19 protein-coding genes are annotated in these 26225 nt (G+C 42.0%); 18 read left to right on the top strand and 1 reads right to left on the bottom strand.

Annotated features, from left to right (window positions below; translation table 11 throughout):
- The first annotated feature begins 354 nt into the window (after positions 1 to 354).
- The 8 genes from D6855_RS13825 to D6855_RS13790 all read left to right on the top strand — a co-directional run bounded on the left by D6855_RS13825 (position 355) and on the right by D6855_RS13790 (position 8939).
- Positions 355 to 1257, top strand: a complete 903-nt coding sequence (locus D6855_RS13825; protein ID WP_120742102.1) for a chemotaxis protein — start codon at positions 355 to 357, stop codon at positions 1255 to 1257.
- Between the two features lie 101 nt (positions 1258 to 1358).
- Positions 1359 to 2177, top strand: coding sequence for a hypothetical protein (locus D6855_RS13820; protein WP_120742100.1), 819 nt, complete (start codon positions 1359 to 1361; stop codon positions 2175 to 2177).
- On the top strand, positions 2174 to 4543 hold the full coding sequence (locus D6855_RS13815) for a hypothetical protein (RefSeq protein ID WP_147368150.1): 2370 nt from the start codon (positions 2174 to 2176) through the stop codon (positions 4541 to 4543). The genes D6855_RS13820 and D6855_RS13815 overlap by 4 nt, the downstream gene beginning before the upstream one ends.
- Positions 4544 to 4586: 43 nt before the next feature.
- Positions 4587 to 5204, top strand: coding sequence for an imidazole glycerol phosphate synthase subunit HisH (gene hisH / locus D6855_RS13810; RefSeq protein WP_120742096.1), 618 nt, complete (start codon positions 4587 to 4589; stop codon positions 5202 to 5204).
- A gap of 25 nt (positions 5205 to 5229) precedes the next feature.
- A complete protein-coding gene (hisF, locus tag D6855_RS13805; protein WP_120742094.1) occupies positions 5230 to 5994 on the top strand; it encodes an imidazole glycerol phosphate synthase subunit HisF in 765 nt (254 codons plus the stop codon).
- Complete coding sequence (locus D6855_RS13800) at positions 5985 to 6662, top strand: uracil-DNA glycosylase (protein ID WP_120742092.1); 678 nt, start codon at positions 5985 to 5987, stop codon at positions 6660 to 6662. Before hisF ends, D6855_RS13800 begins: the two co-directional genes overlap by 10 nt.
- Positions 6663 to 6726: 64 nt before the next feature.
- Complete coding sequence (locus D6855_RS13795; protein ID WP_199712455.1) at positions 6727 to 8019, top strand: diaminopimelate decarboxylase; 1293 nt, start codon at positions 6727 to 6729, stop codon at positions 8017 to 8019.
- A gap of 26 nt (positions 8020 to 8045) precedes the next feature.
- A complete protein-coding gene (locus D6855_RS13790; protein ID WP_120742088.1) occupies positions 8046 to 8939 on the top strand; it encodes a tyrosine-type recombinase/integrase in 894 nt (297 codons plus the stop codon).
- Here the strand turns inward: D6855_RS13790 and D6855_RS13785 are convergent, their stop codons facing one another.
- Positions 8940 to 9968 (bottom strand): 3-deoxy-7-phosphoheptulonate synthase, encoded by a 1029-nt coding sequence (locus tag D6855_RS13785; protein ID WP_120742086.1) that lies wholly within the window; start codon positions 9966 to 9968, stop codon positions 8940 to 8942.
- Between the two features lie 134 nt (positions 9969 to 10102).
- Here D6855_RS13785 and D6855_RS13780 point away from each other — a divergent pair, with 134 nt between their 5' ends.
- The 10 genes from D6855_RS13780 to thiF all read left to right on the top strand — a co-directional run bounded on the left by D6855_RS13780 (position 10103) and on the right by thiF (position 26222).
- Positions 10103 to 11761 carry a hypothetical protein gene (locus tag D6855_RS13780; protein WP_120742084.1) on the top strand — a complete coding sequence of 553 codons (1659 nt, stop codon included), beginning with the start codon at positions 10103 to 10105 and terminating at the stop codon, positions 11759 to 11761.
- 18 nt (positions 11762 to 11779) lie between these two features.
- Entirely contained in the window at positions 11780 to 12406 is a 627-nt protein-coding gene (locus D6855_RS13775) for a C39 family peptidase (RefSeq protein WP_120742082.1), read from the top strand.
- A gap of 18 nt (positions 12407 to 12424) precedes the next feature.
- The gene (locus D6855_RS13770; RefSeq protein ID WP_120742080.1) at positions 12425 to 14254 is read left to right on the top strand and encodes a C1 family peptidase; all 1830 of its coding nucleotides are present in this window, start codon (positions 12425 to 12427) and stop codon (positions 14252 to 14254) included.
- A 270-nt stretch (positions 14255 to 14524) separates the two neighbouring features.
- Positions 14525 to 14845, top strand: a complete 321-nt coding sequence (locus D6855_RS13765) for a hypothetical protein (RefSeq protein ID WP_120742078.1) — start codon at positions 14525 to 14527, stop codon at positions 14843 to 14845.
- 255 nt (positions 14846 to 15100) lie between these two features.
- On the top strand, positions 15101 to 16297 hold the full coding sequence (gene cbiD, locus D6855_RS13760; protein ID WP_120742076.1) for a cobalt-precorrin-5B (C(1))-methyltransferase CbiD: 1197 nt from the start codon (positions 15101 to 15103) through the stop codon (positions 16295 to 16297).
- Between the two features lie 52 nt (positions 16298 to 16349).
- Positions 16350 to 17795 carry a glycogen synthase GlgA gene (glgA, locus tag D6855_RS13755; protein WP_120742074.1) on the top strand — a complete coding sequence of 482 codons (1446 nt, stop codon included), beginning with the start codon at positions 16350 to 16352 and terminating at the stop codon, positions 17793 to 17795.
- Between the two features lie 62 nt (positions 17796 to 17857).
- Complete coding sequence (locus D6855_RS13750; RefSeq protein ID WP_243111948.1) at positions 17858 to 19474, top strand: putative polysaccharide biosynthesis protein; 1617 nt, start codon at positions 17858 to 17860, stop codon at positions 19472 to 19474.
- A gap of 235 nt (positions 19475 to 19709) precedes the next feature.
- On the top strand, positions 19710 to 25004 hold the full coding sequence (locus D6855_RS13745; protein WP_120742070.1) for an InlB B-repeat-containing protein: 5295 nt from the start codon (positions 19710 to 19712) through the stop codon (positions 25002 to 25004).
- Between the two features lie 202 nt (positions 25005 to 25206).
- Positions 25207 to 25413, top strand: coding sequence for a sulfur carrier protein ThiS (gene thiS / locus D6855_RS13740; RefSeq protein WP_120742068.1), 207 nt, complete (start codon positions 25207 to 25209; stop codon positions 25411 to 25413).
- Complete coding sequence (gene thiF, locus D6855_RS13735; RefSeq protein WP_120742066.1) at positions 25413 to 26222, top strand: thiazole biosynthesis adenylyltransferase ThiF; 810 nt, start codon at positions 25413 to 25415, stop codon at positions 26220 to 26222. Before thiS ends, thiF begins: the two co-directional genes overlap by 1 nt.
- Positions 26223 to 26225 lie beyond the last annotated feature (3 nt).

The following is a 26225-nucleotide window of genomic DNA, read 5'->3' as shown; positions in this document are numbered from 1 at the left end:
GAGGTTAGATAGGCACAAGGTGTAAGCATGGTAACATGTTCAGCTGATGTGTACTAATAGGTCGAGGGCTTATCCAATAAAGCAAAGATAGGAAAAGTGATCATTAGATAATTTCAGTGTTCGGTTTTGAAAGTACAATTTTGAATAAAAATTTAAACGAAATACAAAATTTATAAAAAACTTATAAATCAAATCTAAAAAGACGGACAAATGCCCGTCTTTTTTGTTTTTATGTATTTATTTTCAGAAAATTATGATATACTGAATAAGGATATTTTAATTAATTTCTATCGATTTCTTGTATTTTTTTCTTTGATTGTCAGTCAAAAATTTATTTTTACACGAGGTGAGAGAATGGAATCAAAAATCCTGCTTGAAAGTGGTAACAACGAACTGGAAGTCCTTGAGTTTAAGATTGATGACCACTGCTATGGCATCAACGTTGCTAAGATCAAGGAGATTATCGTTTATCAGGAGGTAACTCCTGTACCTAACGCCCATCCTAGTATCGAAGGTATATTTATGCCACGTGATACTATGATCACAGCTATCGATCTGCGAAATTGCTTGCAGAGAGGTGCTTCTAAGGCAGGCGGACTTTTCATTATCACTAACTTCAATAAATTGGATATCGCTTTCCACGTAGACTCTGTAGTTGGTATCCACAGAGTATCATGGGCAGATATCATTAAGCCTAACGCTACAATTTCAAAGGCTGAGGAGAGTATCTCTACTGGTATCATCAAGTTTGAGAATCAGCTGATCATCATCCTCGACTTCGAGAAGATCGTATCAGATATCAATCCTAATACTGGTCTTAATATGGATTCTCTTGGCGATATTGGAACTCGTAACAGAAACGAGGTACCTATCGTTCTTGCAGAGGATTCACAGCTTCTTAATAAGCTTATTGTAGATTCTCTCAATAAAGCTGGTTATAATAACGTAAGACACTTTGAGAACGGCAAACTTGCATATGATTACATTAAGGCCTGCAAGGATAGAGGCGAACTTGATAAGATCAAATGCATTATAACTGATATTGAGATGCCTATCATGGATGGGCACAGGCTTACCAAGCTTGTAAAGAGCGATGACGCAACCAAGGATATTCCACTTGTAATCTTCTCATCACTGGTTAATGAAGAGATGAGGAGAAAGGGAGAATCCCTTGGAGCTGACAGACAGTTGTCCAAGCCAGAGATCGGAAACCTTGTTTCAGTAATTGATGAACTTGTAAACGCTTCTGAAGGCTAATATATTTTGACTTTAACTCCCTTTGCCTCTCGGTTATGAAACACGTTTTCAATGACTGCTTTGGTGAGGGGAGTATTTTTTGTAAAGCGAAAGTGATCAGTATGGAAAAAAGATTATCACAGGTCATAGGGGAATACGACCAGATAATTGTCGCTATTGGTAGCGAGTGGGACTGGATAAGTACTGGTATTAAAGGGGATGAAAGATACCAGGAGCTTATCGCATTCTGCGAAGAAGACAGCAATAAGTGGCTTCTTCCGATTATCGAATTTGAGTACGGCTATTACAATAACGACGACAGGATTGACGAGGCCTACAAGGCGCTTAGGAAGCTCATTGGCAATAAGCCGTACTTTCTTATTTCTGAGATATTTATTCACGACGCCCTTTTAAACGGTTTTGATGAGAAGTACAGCGTTTATCCTTGTGGCAATTACAGATATCTGCAGACTACAGATGAGAATGATAATCTCTTAGATGTCACCATTACCGAGGATTTTAACGTTCTTGTTGATAAGATACACAAGATAATTACTGAGAAGAATGGCCATTTGACTGGGGAAGAGAACTTTGCCAAGCCATTTCAGGATGGAAAAAATCTTTTTCTTAACCAAAAACGCCTGGAATATAGTAATATTAAATATAACGAGAGTGCTTACCTCGAGAATTGGGGCATGTACACTCAGTTCTTATCAAACACAATGGGGAAAAGCCTGTTGCTTCTTGAGCTGGGCGTATCCCTGAATTATCCAACTGTAATAAGATGGCCTTTTGAGAAGGTAGTATTTGTAAACGACAAAGCTCATCTTATAAGGGTTCATGAGAAGCTGTATCACCATACCCCTGAAATAAAAGAAAAAACTGATTCAATTAAAATGAATTCAGTAAACTATATTTTGCAGGAGAGTGAAGGGCTATGAAGTCGAATAACGAAGAATATCTCGACAGTCTGCTAGATTCAGCCCAAAAATCGAATAGTAGCAATCCTCAATCTGCACTTAGCAGGATGTCTGCAAAGCATTCCTCTGGTTTGTCAGCTGATGACGACTCAGGGGATATTAGTGCGCTTGTACAAAACGCAAATGGTAGCAATAAGGACCTTGCTGAGATCGGTGATATGCTTGGAAGGCTTGATAATAACGTACTTGTAGATGAGAAGATGGCTGATCTTTTGGATGATATTGAAACTCCTACAGATTCAGCAATACCTCAGTTTACAATAGGTAACGATCCTGGCATTGATGACGTGAGAGATCCTGAGGAGATAGCGCTTGACGAGGCTATTGCTGACGCAGAGAGACTTGATGCTGAGATCCAAAGTGGCAAGTTTAACAACGCTCCGGTAGAAGAGCCAGCACCACAGGAAGAGGTGGCATCTGAACCTGAACCACAGGTTGAGATCCCTGTCAGCGAACCGATAGTAGATATTGAGGAGGGCGATGACGCTCTTTTAGAGATGGCTCCGGAGGTTTCGCTTCCGGAGGATAATGAGATCAAGCTGGAAAAAGAGACCAGTTCAGATGCCAATGAAACACCAGAGGAGATCTTGACTGACCTTCTTGATGAGATGTCTGAAGAAAACCTCATGGCACCTGACGAGAAATCAGTTCAGGACAGTCTTAGCGACGTCCTTGATAATATGGCTGATGATCCCGATATGGCTCCGATCTTAGAAGAGACACCAGAACCAGAACCAGAAGCAGCACCAGAAGCAGCAGAACCTGTTGATCTGGGTGCGTTAAGTGCTGGTATGACCCAGGAAGAGATTGACGCAGCTCTTAGTGGCAAGCCACTTCCTGAACCTTCAGAAGCACCAGAAGCTCCAGCTGAGTCAGCAGCTGATGATTTCAACCTCGATGATATGTCTCTGGCAGACCTTGAGGCAGAGATGGATTCAGCTATGAGTGGTCTGTCTGAAGAGGGCGAAAGTGCACCAGTTGAGAGCCTTGAAGATGTTATAGGTGATATGGCTCTTACTGAAGATACTGTTGATGTTCCTATGGAAGAGCCTCAGGCTGAAGCAGAAACCGCTGCAGATGGCGGTACAGCTGAAGAGATATCACTGGATTCCCTTGGAGACGAATTTGATCTTGGAGATATGGAAGCCAGTCTGGATAATCTCTTAACCAGTGATGCTGCTGATGATGCGGCTGTGGATGGAGAGATAGCTGCGCTGGCAGATGCTCCTGCTGATACGGGCGCTGAATCTTCTTCTGAAGTTGAAGAAGTATCCATGCAAGACCTCGATGCACTTATGAATTCACTTGCCAACGATGAGATCGAGGATATCGAGAATTCTGTCAAGATGGATGAACCTGCAGGTGCTCCAGCAGAGGAAGAGATTCCTAAAGAAGATATCTTAAGTGCCCTTACCGAGGATGGTTTTGGAGACTTCGGACAGGAGCCTTCCCTTGAGGATCTTGCTTCTATTCCTGACAGAAGCAGTGATTCAGAAGAAGAGGAAGACACCGGCAAAAAGGGCAAGAAGGATAAAAAAGAAAAGAAGAAGGGCTTCTTTGCAAAGCTTCTTGAAGCTCTCACTCAGGAGGATGAAGAGCCTGCAAATGAAGGCCTTGCAAGTCTGACTGATGAGAACCAACAGGTTCTTAATGAACTTGGAGAAGAGGGCGACGGCAAGAAAAAGAAGGCTAAGAAAGAGAAAAAGCCAAAGAAAGAAAAGCCGCCAAAGAAGGAAAAGCCACCAAAAGAGAAGAAGCCTCCAAAGCCCAAGAAGGAGAAAAAGCCAAAGCCTCCTAAGGAAGAAGGACCTCCGGAAAAGGCTATTTCACCTAAGAAGATTGCTCTTTCAGGAATATTTGCAGCCAGCCTGGGAATTCTTTTCCTGATCCCGACACTGGTACTTCCTGACAGAATAGCTTCGGAGAGGGCTACAACAGCTTATACCCACAGAGAGTACACGACAGCATACAAGATGCTATACGGAAAGAGCCTTACAGAGGACGAGACTATTATCTACGAGCAGTCAAGAGTCCTTGCCTGGGCCCAGAGATATCTTGATGGCTATGAGAACTATACAGCTATGAATATGAAGGAAGAAGCTCTTGATATGCTGCTTATGGCAATGCGTAACAGAGAGGATCTTCTGGATGAAGCAGCCAAGTATAGTGTTGAAATTGAAGTTAATAGCGTGTACGATAGTATAGAATCGTTGCTTTCAGAGAGTTATGGTCTTTCAGAATCTGATATTGCTGAGATCAACTCTATCAAGAAGGATAGAGATTATACTATCAGGCTCATGGAAATAGTGGGAACGCTGGAGTCATAATGACCAAGGAGCATCGATACCGACATAAGGGAGAAGATGCAAATTGGTAGCGATAATCGATTATGATGCAGGTAACATCAAGAGTGTAGAGAAGGCCTTTGAGTATCTTGGAAGCCAGGTTGTGGTTACAAGGGATGCAAAAGAGATCATGAAGGCCGATCGCGTGGTCCTTCCTGGCGTAGGCGCTTTTGGTGATGCTATGGGCCGTATCAGAGAGTATGGTCTCGAAGATATAATTAAAGAAGTGACAAAAAAGGATACTCCTTTTCTAGGTATATGCCTGGGTCAGCAGCTTCTATTTGATTCAAGTGATGAGTCAAAGGGAGTTAGTGGCCTGGGCATTTTGCGTGGTAATCTGCCGCTTATTCCGGATGTGGATGCAAGTGGCAACCACTACAAGGTTCCTCAGATAGGCTGGAACAGTCTTAAATTCCACGGAGAGGGGAGACTCTTTAAGGGAATAGATGACGGAGCATTTGTTTATTTCGTCCATTCCTATTACGTAAGCGCAGCGGACAGGAGCATAGTCAAGGCAACAACAGACTACAACGTAACTGTGGATGCTTCGGTTGAATGTGGCAATGTATTTGCCTGCCAGTTCCATCCGGAAAAGAGCGCTGAGGTTGGAATGCAGATACTTAAGAATTTCCTTGAGGTCTGATCACTACATAAGAGGAGTAGAGAGTATGCTTACAAAAAGAATCATTCCCTGCCTGGACGTCAATGGTGGAAGGGTAGTTAAAGGTGTTAATTTCGTTAATCTGATAGATGCAGGTGATCCGGTTTTAGTTGGTGAGGCCTATTCCAAGGCTGGCGCTGATGAGCTGGTTTTCCTTGATATTACTGCTTCCAACGAGAGGCGTGCTACCGTGGCAGAGATGGTCAGAGAGGTGGCAAAAAAGGTATTCATCCCCTTTACTGTTGGCGGCGGAATAAGAACAGTTGATGACGTCAGGGCAATCCTTCGTGAAGGCGCTGATAAGGTTTCCGTCAACTCTGCAGCCATAGACAGACCAGAGCTTATTGCAGAAGCTGCAGATAAGTTTGGAAGTCAGTGCGTCGTTCTTGCTATCGATGCCAAGAGAAGAGAAGATGGCAGTGGCTGGAATATCTACAAGCACGGCGGCAGGATCGACATGGGAATTGACGCTGTAGAATGGGCAAAAAAGGGAGTTGAGCTTGGGGCTGGAGAGATTCTTTTAACCAGCATGGACTGCGATGGTACCAAGGCTGGCTACGACATAGAGCTTACAAGAGCGGTTTCAAGAGCTGTCTCTGTACCTGTTATTGCTTCCGGAGGAGCTGGAACCCTTGAGCATTTCTACGATGCTTTGACAGATGGAGAAGCTGATGCGGCTCTTGCAGCATCTCTTTTCCACTTTAAAGAACTTGAGATCTCAGAGGTCAAAAAATACTTAGGTGAGAGAGGAGTGCCAGTAAGATGGGCATGATAACCGGGGACTGGCTTGAGGCTGTCGGAGGAGAGTTCAAAAAGCCATACTACAAGAATCTCTACGAGTTTGTTAAAAATGAGTACAGCACTAATGTTGTTTATCCGCCTTCAGAGGACATCTTTAATGCCATGCATTTTACTCCTCTTAAGGACGTTAAGGTTTTGATCCTTGGTCAGGATCCTTACCATGAACCGGGACAGGCCCACGGCCTTTCATTTTCTGTACTTCCAGGCAAGGCTGATACGCCGCCTTCACTTGTAAATATCTATAAAGAGCTCCATGAGGACCTTGGATGCTACATTCCAAATAATGGGTATCTTAAGAAATGGGCTGATCAGGGAGTTCTGCTTCTTAACACAGTTCTTACAGTAAGGGCACATGCTGCCAATTCCCATCAGGGCAAGGGATGGGAGCAGTTTACTGACTCTATCATCAAGGCGGTCAATGAACAGGACAGACCAGTGGTTTATATGCTCTGGGGAAGACCAGCACAGATGAAGATCCCAATGCTTAATAATCCCAAGCACCTTGTTCTCAAGGCACCTCATCCAAGTCCATTATCTGCATACAGGGGATTCTTTGGCTGTAAACACTTTAGTCAGTGCAATGAATTCTTAACGAAAAATGGTGTAGCCCCCATCGATTGGCAGATTGAGAATATTTAACTATTGCAAAATGATGCTTTGCTGTGTTAAAGTGTGAAATATGTTTAAGCATCAGGAGGAAGTTATGAAAAAACCGTTTGTTACCAAGGAAAAAGTAGAAGAGATAGTAAAACAGTATCCTACACCATTTCACATCTATGATGAGGAAGGTATCATCAATAACGCCAAGGCTGTATATGAAGCCTTTTCATGGAATAAGGGATTTAGAGAATATTTCGCGGTTAAGGCAACTCCTAACCCAAAACTTCTACAGATCTTACAGAGCTGCGGCTGCGGCTTTGACTGTTCATCTATGACAGAGCTTATGCTCTCAAATGCAGTTGGTGCTTCAGGTGAAGATATCATGTTTTCATCTAATGACACTCCTGCATCAGAGTACGTATATGCTGACAAGCTTGGTGCCATCATAAACCTCGATGATTTCACACATATTAAGTTCCTGGAAGAGACTATTGGCAAGATTCCAGAGACAATTTCCTGCAGATATAACCCAGGCGGAGTTTTCCAGATGAGCAACGGTATCATGGACAACCCTGGTGATTCAAAATACGGAATGACTACAGACCAGCTCTTTGAGGCCTTTAAGATCCTCAAGGAGAAAGGTGCCAAGAGATTTGGTATTCACGCATTCCTTGCCAGCAACACAGTAACTAACGAGTATTACCCAACTCTTGCAGGACAGCTCTTTGAACTTGCTGTTAAGCTTGAAAAAGAGACTGGAGCCAAGATCGCATTCATTAATCTCTCAGGAGGTGTTGGTATTCCTTACAAGCCTGACCAGACTGGCAATGACATTGCTGAGATTGGTAAGGGTGTTCACGAGCAGTATGACAAGATCCTTGTTCCAGCAGGAATGGGAGATGTTGCCATCTATACTGAGATGGGCAGATTCATGATGGGTCCTTACGGTGCTCTTGTTACCAAGGCTATCCATGAGAAGCACATTTACAAGGAGTACATCGGTGTTGATGCCTGCGCAGTAAACCTTATGCGTCCTGCAATGTATGGCGCTTACCACCATATTACGGTCCTTGGAAAAGAGAATGCTCCTCTTGATCATGTATATGACGTGACAGGTTCTCTTTGCGAGAACAACGATAAGTTTGCTATTGAGAGAAATCTTCCTAAGATCGATAAGGGCGATTACCTTTATATCCATGACACTGGAGCACATGGCTATGCTATGGGCTACAACTACAATGGTAAGCTTAAGAGTGCAGAGCTTCTTCTTAAGAAGGACGGATCTGTAGAACTCATCAGAAGAGCAGAAACACCAAGAGACTACTTTGCAACCTTAGATCAGCTGGATGTTTTTGATAAGCTTAGCTCTATCATGGATGAAGAGGGCGTTGAGTAAAAAATCTGATTTGGTTGGGGACTGTTATGGACAGGCAGATTGATGAATTCATAGATTATCTGAGAGATGTAAAAAAGACTTCAAATAATACCCTTCTTTCCTATAGAAGAGATCTTCTTAGAATGAAGAACTATATGAACCAGAGGGGTATTACTGAGCCCAAAGAGATAACAGAGGACAAGATTCTTGATTATTGTGTTAGCCTACGGGAGGAGCATTTTGCTCCTTCTTCCATATCAAGGCACAACACATCTATCAAGAATTTTTTCCGTTACATGCTGGAAAATGGCAACATCGATGAGAATCCCGCGGAGACCCTCAAAAACCCTAAGATCGAGAAGAGCGAAGTGAGAGTTCTTTCAACAGTGGAAATAGAGAATCTGCTTTCTCAGAGATTTACAGATGATGCCAAGGGCAAAAGAGATAAGGCAATCCTGGAGCTTATGTATGCAACGGGACTAAAGGCCTCTGAAGTAATAGGCCTAAAGCTTTCTGACGTTGATCTTCGTATAGGCTGTCTTAAGCTAAAGAGAAATGGAAAGAGTGAAAAGGAAAGGCTTATTCCCTTTGGCAAGATGGCAAGGGATGCTATGTCCAGCTATCTCTTAGAGGGGAGAAAAGAGCTACTGGCAGATGAGGAAGATGACAATACACTGTTTCTTAACTGCAACGGCCAGCCTATGAGCAGACAGGGACTTTGGAAGCTCATAAAAGTATACGTAAAAAAGGCGGGTATCAATTCTGATATCACGCCCTTTACACTTCGTCATTCTTTTGCTGTGCACCTGGTAGATAATGGCGCTGATGCCACATCTGTTCAGGAGCTTATGGGTTATTCCGACAGCAATACTATATCAAGATATATGGGTAAAAATACAAGATCCAAGGATCCATACGAGTGGGCTCGTATTAGAAACTGATCAGCAGGTCTCTGCGATCTCCAGTAGGAGCCTCTCTGTGTCTTCCCAGCCAAGGCAAGGATCTGTAATAGATTTACCATATACGCCTTCGCCGATCTTCTGGCAACCTTCTTCTATATAACTCTCTATCATTACGCCCTTAACAAGGCTCTTGATATCTGGATTTAAATTCCTTGAGTGAAGTACCTCTTTTACAATACGGATCTGCTCCTTGAACTGCTTGTTGGAGTTGTTGTGGTTGGCATCAATGATGGCAGCTGGATTGACGATCTCACGCTGTTCATAGAGCTTAAGCAGGAGACTAAGGTCCTCGTAGTGGTAGTTAGGAAGTGACTGACCATGCTTGTTGCTGGAACCCCTGAGTACGCAGTGAGCAAGAGGGTTACCATTGGTTGAAACCTCGTAGCCTCTGTACACAAAGGTGTGAGGCTGCTGAGCAGCGTAAACGGAGTTAAGCATAACTGAAAGAGTACCACTTGTAGGGTTCTTCATTCCTGCAGGAACATCAAAACCACTGGCAGTCATTCTGTGCTCCTGATCCTCAACGGAACGGGCACCGATCGCAACGTATGAGAGAATGTCTGCAATATATCCCCAGTTTTCAGGGTAGAGCATCTCATCAGCTGCTGTAAGGCCAGACTCTTCAATAGCTTTGATCTGCATGTGTCTCATGGCAACAAGACCAGCTCTGAAATCTGTCTTGCCTTCAGGATCTGGCTGAGAAGTGATTCCCTTGTAGCCATCGCCTGTTGTACGTGGTTTGTTGGTATAGATTCTTGGGATAAGGATAAGTCTGTCCTTAACCTTCTCGTTGAGTTTTCCAAGTCTTGATACGTAGTCGCAGACAGCATCCTCGTTGTCAGCAGAACATGGGCCAACAATAACAAGGAATTTATCGCTCTTACCTGTAAATACATCAGAGATCATGGCATCTCTGTTTCTCTTGAGTTCTGAAAGCTCTTTGCTAAGGGGGAATTCTGATCTGATCTCCTCAGGTGTTGGGAGCTTTTGTATATAATCGAAAGACATATTTGTTCCTCCATCTATTTAACAGTCGTGGTTTACTATAGCACTTTAAACTGGAAAAGTAAATACATTTGTTATATAATGTGCTAGTTTGATTATACAAGGATTTTAAGAAATTAGGAGAGTAAGTTTTTATAATGAAAGGACAGAACAGAGGCGGTGTTTTTATTGGGATCGCCATTGCGCTTTTAATGTTTGTATCAACTGGTGTAGGATACAAGTTTGTTACTGCTGTTAATCCGGAGGTTGACCAGAAATTCAATGAGGTTGCCATGGATAAGCTGGGAATAGATCTTACAAAAAACAGGAAACCAGAAGTTCCTGATCCTGATGAGAAGGTAGTTGACCTTACTGACCCTGATGACAAGACTGTTACTGATGTTGTAGGCGATAATCCAAGTTCTTATGAGCAGGTGGTTCAGACACAGCCATATACCTACAAGTCTCAGAGCACCAGGAACTACACTGGTACAACTATCAGTACTGCTGGTTGCTATATCTACAATTCAAATGGAAAAGTTATCGATGAGTTCTACGAGGATGATTTGTATCAGCTTGCACTCTCCATGGATGTAGACCGCTCTGAGGCAGTATTTCTTGATGAAACTACGCTTTACTACTTAGATGCAGATCTTAACATGACTGTGATTGAAGAGAATGTTCAGAGCGCAGGTATGTGCTATGAGGGCGGATTTTTTTACTACACCAAGTCAGGCGGCGACTTCATGAGAGATATCTACATCTATGACGTAGAAAAGGGTGAAGCTACCAAGGTGGGAGAGACCACAATCGATAACGTTGCCATTTCTCCAGACGGTCAGACTGTAGCTTACTTCCATTATAGGGCGGTAAAAGAGCTATGTGTAAGCTCTATAGGTGGTGAGCCAATTGTACTTAAAAGTAATCAGAGAATATCACCTATTGCTGTATCCAATACAGGGGACACAGTATTCTACGAATCCATGGATGAGAGCGATGGGGTTTACTGCTACTATAGGGGCAAGGATACCAAGATCAGCAAAGAGTACGCATATACCTGTTTCTTTGACAGGGACTGCAGAGAGATATTCTTTGAAGAGCCAGGGAAGATCAAGTACTACAAAGCTGGGGATAAATCCACCATCACTTTGTTTGACAGCTCATATATGAACTACACCATCTGCAACACCAGCTATCAGAAGCCAAGCAGATACTACAATCATTATATAGTAGATACTGATTGCTTATCTGATGTGCTCCTAATTGATGATTACTCCAACTATTACGCACTCAAGGGCGAGACTCCTGTTGTGTTCCCGGTAGCAACATCAGATAAGGCAATGTATGGTATCAACGCAGCCATCACTGCAAATGGCCCAGCCAGCTACTATACCAATGACAGCATTCTCTACAGGGCAGACTACGACGGAACCAATATGGTACCTACAGCTGTTACAGTGGAGAATCAGTACGTGAACTACAAGACAGCAAGTAAAGATCTTAAGGACCTGTGGTATACCCTCTATAATGACAACCATATCTATTATAAAGCGGAAGGTCAGGAACCTGTTCCAGTTGCAGAGGGAGTTACCGGAATTCTTTTCAATTTGCAATGGAATCCGCTGGATGGAAAGTGCTATTATATAAAGGAAAAGAAATTGTATTCTGTTGGAACTACAGCTGGAAGCGAAGAGGCTTATGATATTGATGTCGACACCTTCAGCTTTGCCAGGGGCGACGATGAAGTTCTGTGCATTGAAGGTACTGACAATCAGGAATACATTCTTTTGTTCGGAAGGATTTATAAATATCACTGATCAGGAAAACTATAGTCCATGAAGCAACCCTACGGCGGTATCAAGAATATTTCTAAATATCTTATGGAACAGTACGGTGAGAAAGGCGTTCTGGTAAAAAGAGGAAGAGCCCTTCTCATGAATCAGATGTCCATGGAAGAGATAAGCGGAAGGCGCACAAGGAATTGCAGCGTCGTAGCAGTCACGAGGGTTATTGATTACTATAGACAGATACTAAAGCTCGAAGGTATTCCGGAGGATATCCATGAGATCTACAAGCTGGTAGAAGACATCGCAGAGGCTTATGGATACACTGACAAAAGAGGTACAGTCCCTTTTTTCATTGCCGGAATAACCAGAGAGGCTTTCAAGGAATATGGTATTAAGGCCAGATGCAGAGGAATCTACGTCTGGAGTTTTGAAAAACACGTAGTTAAAGAAATAACTGCAGGAAGACCTGTTATAATGAATATAGCAAGGGGCTTTTACAAGGATCACACTGTTGTTGTATGTGGCTACAGCATCTGGAAGGTGGGAGATAAGTTTTTTCCCATGCTCAGAGTAATAGATGGCTGGAAAAAAGGTATTCACTACATCGACTATGAGTCCTTTGCAAAAGATATTTCCCAGTCAATTTTCGGATCCTTTAACACAACTGTCATTTGACTTTAGAGGGGCGCTGCTGTGAAAAAAAGTCTACGTAATACCATTATTATCGTAATATCTGTAGTTGTGATCCTGCTGATTGCCTTGTTCTTTATCATGAGGAGCAAGGGTACATCTGGCAACTCTTCAAGAAGAGAAGACAGTAGCCAGGAATACAATGCGGATGAAGATCTTCAGGCTCTTGATGGAAGCCTTGCACAAGAGGAGGAAACTTCTGAAGCTGCAGGTGCGACATCTGGTAGCAATCAGGCTCCGCCAAGTCTTCTTTCTGATGTTGGTAACAGCCCCATATCAAGCGATGTTCAGGCTGTAAGGAAAGTTCTTTTGCCAGAAGCTGTTTCCCTTGGAGATGGCGATATAGGCGCATTCTATAATAACCCGGATTTTACTGATGTAATTCCGGTAGATATCGATTCATTTTCGGAAAAAGAGATCCCTACAAAATATGATTCCAGAGATGTGGACGGAAAGTGCTACATAACTCCGGTGGAAGATCAGGGCTATACATCCCTGTGCTGGACCTTTGCGTCCCTTGGTGCAATAGAGAGTGACCTTCTTAAGCACCATGATGATATGAGCATTGATGACATTGATCTTTCTGAGAAGCATCTTGCTTATTATAACCTTCATCAGGCCACAGGTTCCCTTAATGGAGCTATTGATGGGGACTACAGAGAGCTGGTGAACAGAGACGGAGAAGCAGATGCCTGGCTCTTTGACTATGATACAGGCTATATTGATTGCGGAGGAGTAACTAATTTCGTAATCAGTATTCTCACTGCCTGGAAGGGCCCTGTAGCAGAGGCTGGAGACGACGAGTTTAAGAGCACCTATGGCGCTAAATATATATTTACAGATAATACGGATAAACCTTCAGATGCTTACGAAAGCATCTATCATGTACAGTCCGTTGATCAGATGCCGGCTAAGCTTGGCAACAATACACTGGTCAAGCAGATGATCATGGAGCACGGATCAGCTACAGTTGGAATCAACGCAGATTCCCAGTATTGGAAGAATCACAGTACCAACAACTATTCATCCTTTGGCGGAGAGCCTGCTGCAACTGCCAATCACGAAGTGCTTATAATCGGATGGGATGATGAATACAGCGCTTCAAACTTTGGAGGTCAGCCAGAAGCTGATGGTGCATGGCTTTGTAAGAACAGCTGGGGTACAGGATCGGGTAAGGAAGGATGCTTTTACGTTTCCTACTACGATGAGACAGTTAATGTCAGCAATGCAGCATCTTATGAGGTTGCTACCAAAGATGACGACAACTGGTATGACAACAACTATCAGTGTGCAGGCTTTTTGACTAATGCCGTGAGCTGCCTTGATGACTCTGAGAATATGATGAGAGCTTATTCAAGCTCAACTAATCCATACGGTATGCTCTATGAGGCTACGGGAACTCAGGAGCTTAAGGCTGTAGGACTTATGAGCATAGACCTCTATCAGCAGTATGATCTGGATATTTATATCAATCCTGATGTTTCAGATGATGGTATTACCTTTGATGGACAGGATGTACCGGCTGTTTCACAGAAGATCTCATCGATCAGCGCAGGTTATCACACTTATGAGCTTGATAAGACGGTAAATCTATATAAGGGAGATAAGTTCTTTATCCTGATAAGACCTGCCAGTGCAGGAAGACTTCCATTTGAGGAAGCAGAAGATATGATGGGTGAGCCCAACTACGACGAGTGGCACAACCTGGTAGGCAGTATCCATAATAAGTATGAAGCAAGTGGTAACAGCTATTATATAGCAGATGACGGGGCCTCAATGGTCAGGCAGGATGACAAAGACTTCTTTGTGAAGGCCTACACAGTAAATAAATAAGGACAGTAAAAAAGAAGGTGTTTAGGGGCACCTTCTTTTTTGGATGTGTGTTTTCACAAGATTTTTTGGGAGGAGGGCAGTTTAATGGGGAGTTAAACTGCCCAGGTATGAAAAAAGTTTTGTTGGGGGGAGTGAGAATTTTTATTCTCACTAATTATATCGGTAGGGTAAGGAAAAACTTAACATTATTTTGAATATTTTTTTAAGCTAATGAAATTTTGTCAAAAATATGCTATATTGTGTTTATAAAGACAGAAAGGCACAAGATATATGAATAAGAACGAAAAAGAGTTAGAACAGATCAGTACAACAGACAAGCTTAAAGCCTTTAAGGCCCTTAAAGACGCCGGCCTTAAGGTTGAGATGAGCGGAAGTGGAGTTCCTACTGTTGTCTGTGCAGCTGCAGCTGATATAGAAAAAGAGCTTAAGAATACCAGAAAGATTCTTAAGGAACTCAGATATAATGGAAGCTTTGGGGTTCGTGGTCCAAGGAAGACTGACCAGGTGCTCTCTGAAGAGCCTAAGGAATCTATAGAAGCTGTTATGGAAGCTGAGACAGATACTGAAGAAGGCGCAGCAATCCCAGCATAACCTCCAAACATAAGAAAAAGCACCTCGTGGGTGCTTAAGTTTTGGGAGGAGGGGTCAATCAGTGGGGAGCCGATTGACCCGGTATGAAAAAAGTTTTGTTGGGGGAGTCAGAAGTATGTTACTTCTGATATGTTTATATGATAACTACTAAATTTGGACAAAATATGGACGGTTTATAAAGAAAACATAAAGTAATTCAAAATAAAAAATAACTGGTGACGATATTTTGTTAACAAATTATAGAAGGAATATTCTATGGACAGATTCACTGGACTAAAACTAAGCCAAATTTCAAGTGGAGATTGTGCTGCAGCTGCAGCCAGAGCAGCGGCTGCTGAGCTCATTTTTAATATCCACTATGAGAATGTCACCATTCATCATGAACATGGTGCAACCAGAACATATATTGTTGAGAGGGTGGCTGCTAACTGTAGTTATCAGTCCTGCGAATATGTCTGCACCATGGAAGGCGGAATGGCTCCCGATATTAAGGAGAGGGCCAATATCCATGTCCGTGTTTCCAGAGTGACTAACATGACAGAGGCTTTGGATGGATCTGTTCTTGATATCAGGTATGGAAATCTCTTTTTAAAGGGCGGAGAGGGCATAGGAACAGCTATGACCGATCAGCCTGGCATTAAGAAGGGCAATCCTCTTTTTGAAAAAGAAGCTGCGGCCCTTATCTTTGATGCTGTAAGTGATGTATGCGAGATGTCTGACGGAGCACAGCTTCTTCTAATTACAGTATCTTGCCCTGAGGGAGCAATGATCGCTGCAAGAAATCCAATGTCCGCACAGAGTGGCTTTGCTGGCGGAATCAGGATCATGGGGTCCTATGGTACTATTCAGCCTGTGCACATGAGAGAAATTTCAGAATCCATTGATGAACAGATCAAGGCTCAGACCGCTGTTGGAGTACGTTCGATTCTTGTCAGTCCTGGTAAATACTGTGCCAAGCAGATCAATGAAGCACTTCACGTAGATCTTAAGACTGCTATCAGCTGCTATAATTTCCCTGGACAGGCCATAGACTGCGCTGTTGAAGAGGGCGTTCAGAACATACTTCTTGTAGGTAATGTGGGCAAGCTGGTTAAGCTCGCTGCAGGTATCATGAATACCAATTCTGTAGCATCTGACGGCAGAAGAGAGATATTTTCAGCCCACACAGCTCTTGTAGGCGGAACTTCCAGTCAGGTCAAGCTTATTATGGCATGCGCAACCTGCGATGAAGTCCTTGCTTATCTTGAGAGCTGGGGCCTTAAAGATCTTGTTATGCAGAGCATCATGAGTGAGATTGATAAGGCTATGAAGAAGCGCTGCGCCGGTAAACTTACCTGCGGAGTAGCTCTTTTCTCTGAGCAGTTCGGATTCCTTGGTAAGACCGCTGATACTGCGGCTGTTATTGCCAAGGTTTCACAGGAACAATTTGCGTTGTCACGCAGGCTCAATTAATGTAAGCTATTAATATGAGTATTCAGACTCATAATAAGGAGATGACTAATAAATGAAAAAGATCCTGTTTGTAGCTTCAGAAGGTGTACCATTTATTAAGACAGGCGGACTTGCTGACGTAGTAGGCTCTCTGCCAAAGAACATCGACAAGAGATATTTTGATGTAAGAGTAATTCTCCCTCTGTACAAGTGTATTAACCAGCAGATGAAGGACAAGATGGAGTATGTCTCCAACTTTTACATGGATTTCCATTGGAAGAATGAGTACGTTGGTATCTTTAAGGCCGAAGTTGATGGAATCAAGTACTATTTCATCGACAACGAGTTCTATTTCAATGGTATGAAGCCTTATTGTGACGACGTTATCTTCGAGATCGAGAAGTTTGCTTACTTCTCAAAGGCAGCTCTTTCTATTCTGCCTGTAATTGACTTTAGACCTGACATCATTCACTGCCACGACTGGCAGACAGGACTTATTCCTGTTTACCTCAAGGAGAGATTCCAGGGCAGCGAATTCTATAGAGGCATCAAGGCCATTATGACTATCCACAACCTCAAGTTCCAGGGTAAGTGGGATATCAAGAAGGTTCAGGATATCACAGGACTTCCTGATTATTACTTCACTCCTGACAAGCTTGGCCTTTACAAGGATGCTAACCTCCTTAAGGGCGGTATCGTCTATGCTGACGCCATTACAACAGTTAGTAAGGCATACGCTGAGGAGATCAAGACTGAGTTCTACGGAGAGGAGCTGGACGGACTGCTTCGTGCAAGAGCCAGCGACCTTAGAGGTATTGTGAACGGAATTGATTACGACGAGTTCAATCCTGCCACAGACCAGTATATTCCATACAAATACAACGCTATCAACTTCCGCAAGGAGAAGTCCAAGAACAAGAAGGCTCTTCAGAAGGAGCTTGGACTTAAGGAAGATGAGAAGATGATGATGATCGGTATTGTCTCAAGACTTACTGATCAGAAGGGCTTTGACCTTATCAACTGCGTGCTTGATGAATTGTGCCAGGATGCTGTTCAGCTGGTTGTTCTTGGAACAGGAGCAGAGCAGTATGAGAATTCCTTTAGACACTTTGACTGGAAGTACAATGACAAGGTTTCAGCTAATATCTACTATTCAGAGCCTATGAGCCACAAGATCTATGCGGCTTCAGACGTGTTCCTGATGCCATCTTTGTTTGAACCCTGTGGACTTTCTCAGCTAATGGCGTTAAGATATGGTACGATACCAATTGTCAGACAGACAGGCGGACTTATCGACACAGTAGAGCCTTACAACAAGTTTGAGAGCACAGGAACCGGATTTGGATTCCTTAACTACAACGCTCATGAGATGCTTGGAACCATCCGCGAGGCTGAGCATGTATACTATGATCAGAAGCGTGAGTGGAACAAGATGATCGACAGAGCTATGGCGGTTGATTTCTCTTGGAAGGTTTCTGCTGAAAAATATCAGGAGATGTACGATTGGCTTAGGCCATAATAACTTATCTTTACAACATGAAGAGTAGCGCAGAATTAGATAATTCCAAAAAGGGACTATTTGTGCAGGCCGGTATTCTTGCTATTGCAGGCATAATATCAAGAATCATCGGCCTTCTTTATGGTAGTCCATTGGCAGCCATTATCGGAGATGAAGGTAATGGCTATTATGCTGCTGCTTATGCGGTCTATACAATAGTCTTATTAGTTTCTTCCTATAGTATTCCATCTGCAATGTCCAAGATAATATCAGGCAAGCTTGCGGTAAAAGAGTACCGAAACGCCCACAAGATTTTTAGGTGCGCCCTTGTTTATGTGGCGGTAGTTGGCGGTGTCGGCGGTCTTGTGCTGTTTTTTGCTGCGCCCGTACTTGTGACTGGCAGAAGCGCAACAGTCCTTCGATTCTTTGCTCCAACCATTTTCCTGTTTGGATTTCTTGGAGTTCTCAGAGGCTATTTCCAGGCCCACAGGACCATGATTCCAACATCTCTCTCTCAGCTTATTGAGCAGGTCTTTAACGCCATTGTAAGTATTGGTGGAGCACTTATCCTTACTGGCATAGCAGGAGATGAGGATCCGGTCAAAAGAGCTGTCTACGGAGCTATAGGTTCTGCCATAGGAACAGGCTCTGGTGTCCTGGTTGCCCTTATCTTTATGTTCCTTGTCTACAGATATAACAGGCCAAGAGTCAAGGAAGGACTTGAAAAGGATCAGCATGAGGAACTGCCAACCAGCCAGATCTTTAAGATGATCTTCATGATCGTTACACCGTTTATCCTTAGTACCTGTATCTATAACCTTTCAACTTTCCTGAATTCTACTTTGTTTAGCAGGATCCTGTTCCACTTCAAGAGCGTGGATGAGAGTACCATTGCTTATCAGTACGGAATCTTTGCAAGGAAGGCAATGGTCATCACCAATCTTCCTATAGCTCTGGCTTCCGCTGCAGCTATGGCAATGATCCCTGAAGTATCTACAACCTATGCAAGAGGAGATGTGAAAGGTGCTGGAGCTACAGTTTCAAGAGTTACCAGAGTTATCCTTATGATCTCAATCCCATGTGCAGTGGGGCTCTTCGCTCTGGCTAAGCCTGTCATGATGATCCTGTTCCCTCAGAAAAAGTCCATTGATGAAGCGTCATTTCTTTTGATGCTTCTTGCAATAACGGTTATTTTCTATTCTCTGTCTACAGTAACCAATGCGGTCCTTCAGGGAATTGGTAAGGTTAATGCGCCTGTATTTAATGCGGCGCTGGCTCTTATTCTTCAGAGCGGAGTTTTGACACTTCTTCTTATTTATACAGATCTTGGGTATGTGGCACTTTGTATCGTGACAATCCTTTATTCCCTTGTAATGTGTCTGCTAAATAACTTCGTTATGAAACGGAATCTTCCTATTAATAATGATTTCAAAAAGACTTATATGTTCCCGGTAATTGCTTCAACAGTAATGGGGGCGGCGGCTTTTGGAATTTATCAGCTGTGTGCTTTCCTGTTTAGGATGCTCATTGGATCAGAATACTTCGTAAATCTCTTTTCAACACTTGTTTCAGTATTCTTTGCAGCTTTTATCTATTTCGCTGTTCTGATAAAGTCTGGAGGTGCTTCGGAGGAAGATATCAGAAGATTCCCTAAGGGAAGTAGTATTGTATCTCTTCTTAAGAAAATTCATATTCTGTAAAAGCGGAATATCTAGTTGTCTGACAACTCCAATCATACATTATATATGGTTTAACAAATTGCGACGTCTTTATTACATGATTTTATCGAAATTGTGTAAAAAAACGCCGCAATTTTTTCTTTTTAACAAAATTTGAGCCAAATATGATGGTTTATATGATTGGTATTGTTCTACTATATATTGTGTGTGTTCACAAAATTTTCACTTTTTATTCATTTTGAGGAGGAGTTAATCCATGAAGAAGATTAACAGATTGTTGGCATTTCTTCTGGCATTTGCAGTTGTAATCACTACATTCAGCAGTGATCTTACAACAGCTAAGGTGTTTGCTACAGAAGAAGAGACAGTAATTGATACTGAGGGTACTATCAATACTGTTGAAAAAGAAGAAATCGAGACTCCAGTAGTGTCAGAGGCTTCAACTGAGGAGTCTACAGAGGAGACTACTACAGCACCTACTGCAGGCGAAGGCACTGGAGCAGGTGAAAACGAGGAAGTAGTAAACGATGACGCTTCCACAACAGGAACTGATGTTGAGGGTACAGATCCTGCATTAGTAGAGGAAGCTGTTGAGGAAGAAGAGAAAGAGGCTGAGGAAGTCAGAGAAAAGGAATTCAAGGAGAGCAAGACCATCGATGGAATCGTGATCTCGTTATATGCTGATCCGGAAGTACTTCCTGATGATGCAACTCTTGAGATATATAAAGTTGAAGATGAGGATGAAGCTCAGATTAAAGAACTTATTGATGATGAACTCGGAGATAACTTAAAGGTTGAGAAGACTTTTTCATATGATATTACTATAGTTTCAAAGGAGACTGGTGAGGTATATAAACCAGAAGATGGAACTGTAGATGTTAAGTTTTCAAGAATTCAAGAGGCGGCTCCTAAAGCTGTTGCTATGGAAGTTTATCACGTTAATGATGAACTGACAGAAGCGGAGTCTGTTTCTGAGGTTGTTGAGGAAGGAACTGAGATCAGTTTTGACGCGGAGCATTTCTCCATCTATTCGGTTACTCTCTATTATTGGTATGGATATGTAAATATCAATGCAGGAGTTTATGACATTAATGGAAATGCGATAGAAAAAGATAATTCCATTCGTAAGATTAATATGAAGTCTGATTGGGATTTGCCATATCAGTATCCGGCAGCTGTTGCTCCGATTATGAATGGCTATACTTTTGATCATGCTACTATAAATGATAAGAATATCAATTTCTTCTATATTTGGGATGGATATTTATATGCTAGTGTGGAAGGCAGTGAATATGATCAATATGTAAATCCTAATTCTTCTGAAGCGGTAAAATTTTTCTATAATAGCACCAATCCTACAGCGTATGTCACAACTGACCACATTGACCTTGGATTTACAGATGACGAAATGCCTAAGGTTAAGAAGGTAGAAGTATCAATCAATGGTAAAGTATTTGAAATGGGTGCAGGCGTTACTGAGGATGATCTTGGAGTCGTAGAGAAGAGACTTTCTCTTCCTGCATCAAAAGGCCAAGGGAAAGATAAAACTACCATCTCTTCTGTTAGTACATCAGACACAATCATCTTTTATGTAACGGTAGAAGATGCAGCATCTGCAGGTCCTGGTTTTGGCCCTGGACCTAGACCTGGAGCTGGTCCAGGCAGTTCAAATAATAAAAAGGTATACGAATATACATGCACCGAAGCAGATAATAAAAATGCATACGAGAGATGCATTAATTCTCATACTTATCGTCAGGAAAAATTCGGCTTTGACTATAAGTTTAATTTCCGTGAGAAATTCAACTATGGTGCAAAGATACAGTACCACAATAACTGGGGCAGTGATGCAACAAAAGATGTTTCTGTAAACTGGGAGACACAGACACAGGGTGGCAAGAAGACTGCTGCTCTTGTTGAGAAGGCTCAGTATGCAACTGTTGTTACCGGACCTAATTCTGATTGTACTTTCCTTGGCTGGGGAACAACACCAAATGCTACACAATATGTGACTGAAGTAGAAGTTGAAAATGGTAAGACTACACATGTTTATGCTATCTGGCAGAAGTATACTGTAAAGTTTAAGGATGCAGATGATAATAAAACAATCTCTCCTGATCAGATAGTATATCAAGGCGGAACAGCTACTGTAGTAGCTACACCTAAGGATAAGGGCAACAAGACTTTTGCTGGTTGGAAAGTTAAGAATAAAGAAACTGATAGCAAACCAACAAAAGATTTTAAGTTTACAGATCCTATTACAAAAGACATTACAGTATATGCGACATATAAAGAAAAGAAGATCCCGGTTGCTGTTTATGCGACAGATGGAATCAGCTCATCTTCTTTGACTGATCATAACGCTAAGCTTCGTGATCAGCTTAAACTTGGATGGGTTCAGGACGATGGCTACTTCCCGCTTGGTGTAATTTGGATTGATCAGGCAACTGTAGATGCAGGTCTTCGAGGTAATGTTAGTACTGTGATCAATGCAATTGATTCGATTGATACAAGTTACCTTCAGAATGCAGGCCTTGCCAATAAAGGCAATACAGTTGTTGCTAACAAGAGCAAGATAAAACTTGATACTGATGGCCATGCGAAGTCTTACAAGACCGCTTTCTTTAGATGGAATAACCAGAGTCAGGGAGATGATCCTGAACATATTGAACAGTCGGGACCAAATGCTGGAAAGACAAACATCAAAATTCCAGATGGTTATACAAAGTTTGCTTATCATTTGGATGTAAGATTTGCTACGAATAACATTGAGTATATTGGTGAGTATTATGAAAATAATACGAAGATAGCTAATATCAGCGACAAGAAGCTTACTGAGGTTTCATACTTTGATGAATATACAATAATTCATCCTTCTATGGATTCTTATAAGAATGGATATGAGTTTATTGGATTCTTTACAGACCAGAATTGTACAAAACCATTTACAGCGACAACTGTTACTTCCAGTTTGACAGTTTATGCAAAGTTCAAAAAGGTAGTACAGTTTGACGTTACTTACACTGATGGTGTGAATAATGAGGTTGTTTTTGCTGATCAGAAATATACAGTAGATAAGGATTCAGATGCTCCAGCGTTTGTGGCTGGCGATAATACAAGCATTCCAAAGAGAACTGGATATAAGTTTACTGGATGGAAGAGTTCTGCAGAGAATAATAAGTTTTATTCAAAAGATCAGAAGCTTCCGAAAGTTACAAAGACAGTAACCTACACAGCACAGTGGGAAGCTGATTTTGCACAGTATAAAGTTGAGTATTACAAGCAGAATGTTGATAATGCTGAGTATACTTTGGTATCTACAGCCACCAAGACTTTTACTAATAAGAAGACTGGAGAAACAGCTACATATAATAAATCCAGAGACAATATTCTTGCTCTTGGTGAGGTAAAAAGTGGATTTGCATATGTTGAAACCAAAGCAAACTTAACTGGTGATAAATATTCAAAGATTACAGATGATAATGACATCAAAGTAAGAGCTGATGGCAACCTTGTAATCCAAGTTTACTTCAAGAGAAATACTTACAAGGTTACATATAACTATGACGATAAGAAAGGTGCAGTTAAGGGTATCACTCCTGCTAATGCACCTGTAGATAAAACAGAGTACAGATATGGACAGACTGTAACAGTTGATACTACAAAAGTAACTGCAACAGGATACACATTTGAAGGCTGGTATCTTGGAAGCGACAAAAAGTCAACATTTGTAATCACAGCAGATACAGAACTTGTTGGTAAGTTTGAGACCAAGAAGAATATCAAGTACACCATCAAGTACTTCCAGCAGAATGCTGAGAATGATGATTATACTGAGGTTAAGGCAGACAAGCTTGATAGAACCGGAAACTATACAGAGAACGTTAGGTATGAAGATGCCGACAGATCTGATGATAAGTATGTTGGATTCAATTATGCTAAGACAAAGGTTCTTTTAACTGGATCAGATGCTGTAGAGTATGGCAAGGATGATACAATTCCAGCAATTGCAGTTCCTGCTGAGGATGACAAACTTGTTATCGAGGTTTACTACGACAGAAAAGTTTATGAAGTAACTTATGCGTATGTTGGAGATGACATTCCTAAGATTGTAGACCCTACTGAAGCAGAGCTTGCTGGTTACACCAAGAAGTATCGTTATCAACAGCTTGTAACTGTAGAAGCAGATGCAGAGGCTCCTGGTTATACATTCAAGGGATGGAAGGCACGTCCTGTATCAAATGGAGAAGCGCTTAGACAGGAAGTTACAGCGGTAAGTGCAACACCAACATCTATTCCAAGCTTCTTACTGTTCTTCAAGAAGCTGTTAACTGGTGAGGATGGAACACAGACTTCTGCAACAGCATTCAGGATGCCTGCTTCTGACGTTCGTGTAGAGGGAAGCTTTGACAAGACTCCTTACAATGTCGTTCTTGAGCTTAAGGGCAACACTGAGGGAGACGGCTTCGATTACGAGAAGGTTTATAATGCTACTGAGCAGTCAGCAGATATTGACTTTAATCTTGTAATATACATGGAAGGTTCAGATGAGCCTCTTACAGCACTTAACGTAAACAGTGCGAACTATAACACACTTATGGCTTCACTTGACAAGGCAATGTCACTTGGAACTCTTACAGTTTATGCAGCTGAGGGAGAGCTCTTTGAGGATATTTCTACAGACACAGTTAAGAGAAAGTACACTGGAGAAGAGCAGGAAGTTGCTAAGTCAGTGACCAAGAAGATCACTGTTGATGGCAGAGAGTATTCGGTTACAGTAGATCTTGCAGGTGGCAAAGGAACAAGAGTAAGAGATTATGATATCTATGTTAAGAATATTTCTTTCAAGCTTGGTGATAAGGACATTACAGATTTAGGTATATTCAAGACAGATATTGAAGTTAATGACGTAGTAGGTAAGCTTTCAATTACTCCTGCAACACTTACAATCACAGCAGATGATAAGTATAAGGATTATGGAGCATCAGATCCTGTATTTACAGCAAGAGTTTCTGGTCTCTTGGGATCAGATGCGGATTCTCAGCAGCTAGTTGATGACTACCTTAAGGAATTCTATATCTTTAATCGTGAGCCAGGAGAGTCAGCTGGTGGTAAGTATGCAATCCATGTTAAGCTTCCGTTTGCTGATATTGATAATAGTGATATACAGCCTGTAGAGCTTCCTGAAAGATTACAGCTTAGAAGTAATAATGTCATCATAGTTGGTTATGATGAACTTCCACCTGTAATGCAGGTACTTAATAACTACTTGCCAGCATATGCTGATGGTACACTTACAATCGGCACAACAGGCGATGACGATGAGTGGATTCCTCGTGATCCTGACGCAGATAGCTATGTAGCAGCTCCAGCACCTGCAGTACTCGGCGCACAGAGACAGCTTCCTGCAGAACAGCCAGCAGTACTTGGCGCAAGAAGAGCTGGTACATCTGATACAAGCATCATTGGAAGTATCATTACAATCATTGTTGCTGCAGCTATTGCTTTCTCAATGATCTTCATCAAGAGAAAGAAAAAAGAAGAGCAGTAATAAGTAAATAAAGTAATAATTTGGCGGACATCTCATTTTGAGATGTCCGTCTTTATTTTTGGCTTATTTTGGGTCTTCCAAAATGCTTTAGAGGTATTATTGTTCCTTATAGTTACAGATAGGTTTTATCTTATTGTTCCTGAATCAGTATGTTCATATCATTAATCTAGAAATAACTAAATGATGTAAGGAGATAAAACTTATGAGGATTACAGTTGGTGGAGAAAAAAGAGATGTTGATGAGGCGTTGACCATTAGAAAGCTTATAGAAATTGATAAGGTTGAAACGCCAGAATATGTAACTGTTTCTGTTAATGAGGAATTCATTAGTAAAGATGTATTCGACAGCTACAGCCTGAAGGATGGAGATGAGGTAGAATTTCTGTATTTCATGGGAGGTGGACGCTGATGGCTTTTACCAATGAACAGCTTGAGCGCTACAGCAGGCACATCATCCTTAAAGAGATTGGTGTTAAGGGGCAAAAGAAACTTCTAGGAGCCAAAGTGCTTATCATAGGCGCCGGAGGTTTGGGGGCTCCAGCAGCTCTTTATCTTGCAGCAGCTGGAGTTGGAACTATAGGTATTGTAGATGCTGATGTTGTTGATCTGTCAAATCTTCAAAGACAGGTAATCCACACAACTAATGATGTTGGCAAAAAGAAGGTAGAATCAGCAGCGGAGACTATGAAGGCGATAAACCCTGATATAACTGTCAATACTTATTATCAGTTTGTGGATAGCAGCAATATTCTTGATCTGATAAAAGACTATGATTTCATTATTGATGGGACAGATAATTTCTCAGCTAAGTTCCTTATAAACGATGCCTGTGTTATGGCAAAAAAGCCATTTTCCCATGCTGGAATAATAAGGTTTAAAGGACAGCTTACAACGGTAATTCCAGGAGAGAGCCCATGCTACAGATGTATCTTCAAGGATCCGCCACCAAAGGATGCTGTTCCTACATGTAAGCAGGCCGGAGTTATTGGGGCCATGGGAGGAGTTATTGGTTCTCTTCAGGCTATGGAAGCAATCAAATTCATTACCGGTGTTGGCGATCTGCTGACAGGTTATCTTCTTACGTATGACGCACTTAAGATGGAGTTCCACAAGATCAAGCTTCCGCCGCGCGGAAAAGGATGTGCTGTCTGCTCAGATGAACCAACAATTACGGAGCTTATTGATTATGAGCAGCCTGTATGTGAACTTAAGCACTGATCG

Origin of the sequence: Butyrivibrio sp. CB08 (genome assembly GCF_003625485.1) — a bacterium.
Classification (GTDB): Bacteria; Bacillota; Clostridia; order Lachnospirales; family Lachnospiraceae; genus Butyrivibrio.
Note: the sequence above shows the minus strand (reverse complement) of the source record. Positions and strands in the feature narration are given on the sequence as shown.

What these genes read in the sequence shown, in the direction of transcription:
- glgA (WP_120742074.1), top strand. Translation starts at nt 16,350, where the DNA reads ATGAAAAAGATCCTGTTTGTAGCTTCAGAAGGTGTACCATTTATTAAG.
- D6855_RS13765 (WP_120742078.1), top strand. Translation starts at nt 14,525, where the DNA reads ATGAATAAGAACGAAAAAGAGTTAGAACAGATCAGTACAACAGACAAG.
- D6855_RS13775 (WP_120742082.1), top strand. Translation starts at nt 11,780, where the DNA reads ATGAAGCAACCCTACGGCGGTATCAAGAATATTTCTAAATATCTTATG.
- thiF (WP_120742066.1), top strand. Translation starts at nt 25,413, where the DNA reads ATGGCTTTTACCAATGAACAGCTTGAGCGCTACAGCAGGCACATCATC.
- hisF (WP_120742094.1), top strand. Translation starts at nt 5,230, where the DNA reads ATGCTTACAAAAAGAATCATTCCCTGCCTGGACGTCAATGGTGGAAGG.
- D6855_RS13790 (WP_120742088.1), top strand. Translation starts at nt 8,046, where the DNA reads ATGGACAGGCAGATTGATGAATTCATAGATTATCTGAGAGATGTAAAA.
- D6855_RS13785 (WP_120742086.1), bottom strand. Translation starts at nt 9,968, where the DNA reads ATGTCTTTCGATTATATACAAAAGCTCCCAACACCTGAGGAGATCAGA.
- D6855_RS13825 (WP_120742102.1), top strand. Translation starts at nt 355, where the DNA reads ATGGAATCAAAAATCCTGCTTGAAAGTGGTAACAACGAACTGGAAGTC.
- D6855_RS13780 (WP_120742084.1), top strand. Translation starts at nt 10,103, where the DNA reads ATGAAAGGACAGAACAGAGGCGGTGTTTTTATTGGGATCGCCATTGCG.
- D6855_RS13815 (WP_147368150.1), top strand. Translation starts at nt 2,174, where the DNA reads ATGAAGTCGAATAACGAAGAATATCTCGACAGTCTGCTAGATTCAGCC.
- D6855_RS13800 (WP_120742092.1), top strand. Translation starts at nt 5,985, where the DNA reads ATGGGCATGATAACCGGGGACTGGCTTGAGGCTGTCGGAGGAGAGTTC.
- D6855_RS13745 (WP_120742070.1), top strand. Translation starts at nt 19,710, where the DNA reads ATGAAGAAGATTAACAGATTGTTGGCATTTCTTCTGGCATTTGCAGTT.
- thiS (WP_120742068.1), top strand. Translation starts at nt 25,207, where the DNA reads ATGAGGATTACAGTTGGTGGAGAAAAAAGAGATGTTGATGAGGCGTTG.
- cbiD (WP_120742076.1), top strand. Translation starts at nt 15,101, where the DNA reads ATGGACAGATTCACTGGACTAAAACTAAGCCAAATTTCAAGTGGAGAT.
- D6855_RS13795 (WP_199712455.1), top strand. Translation starts at nt 6,727, where the DNA reads ATGAAAAAACCGTTTGTTACCAAGGAAAAAGTAGAAGAGATAGTAAAA.
- D6855_RS13820 (WP_120742100.1), top strand. Translation starts at nt 1,359, where the DNA reads ATGGAAAAAAGATTATCACAGGTCATAGGGGAATACGACCAGATAATT.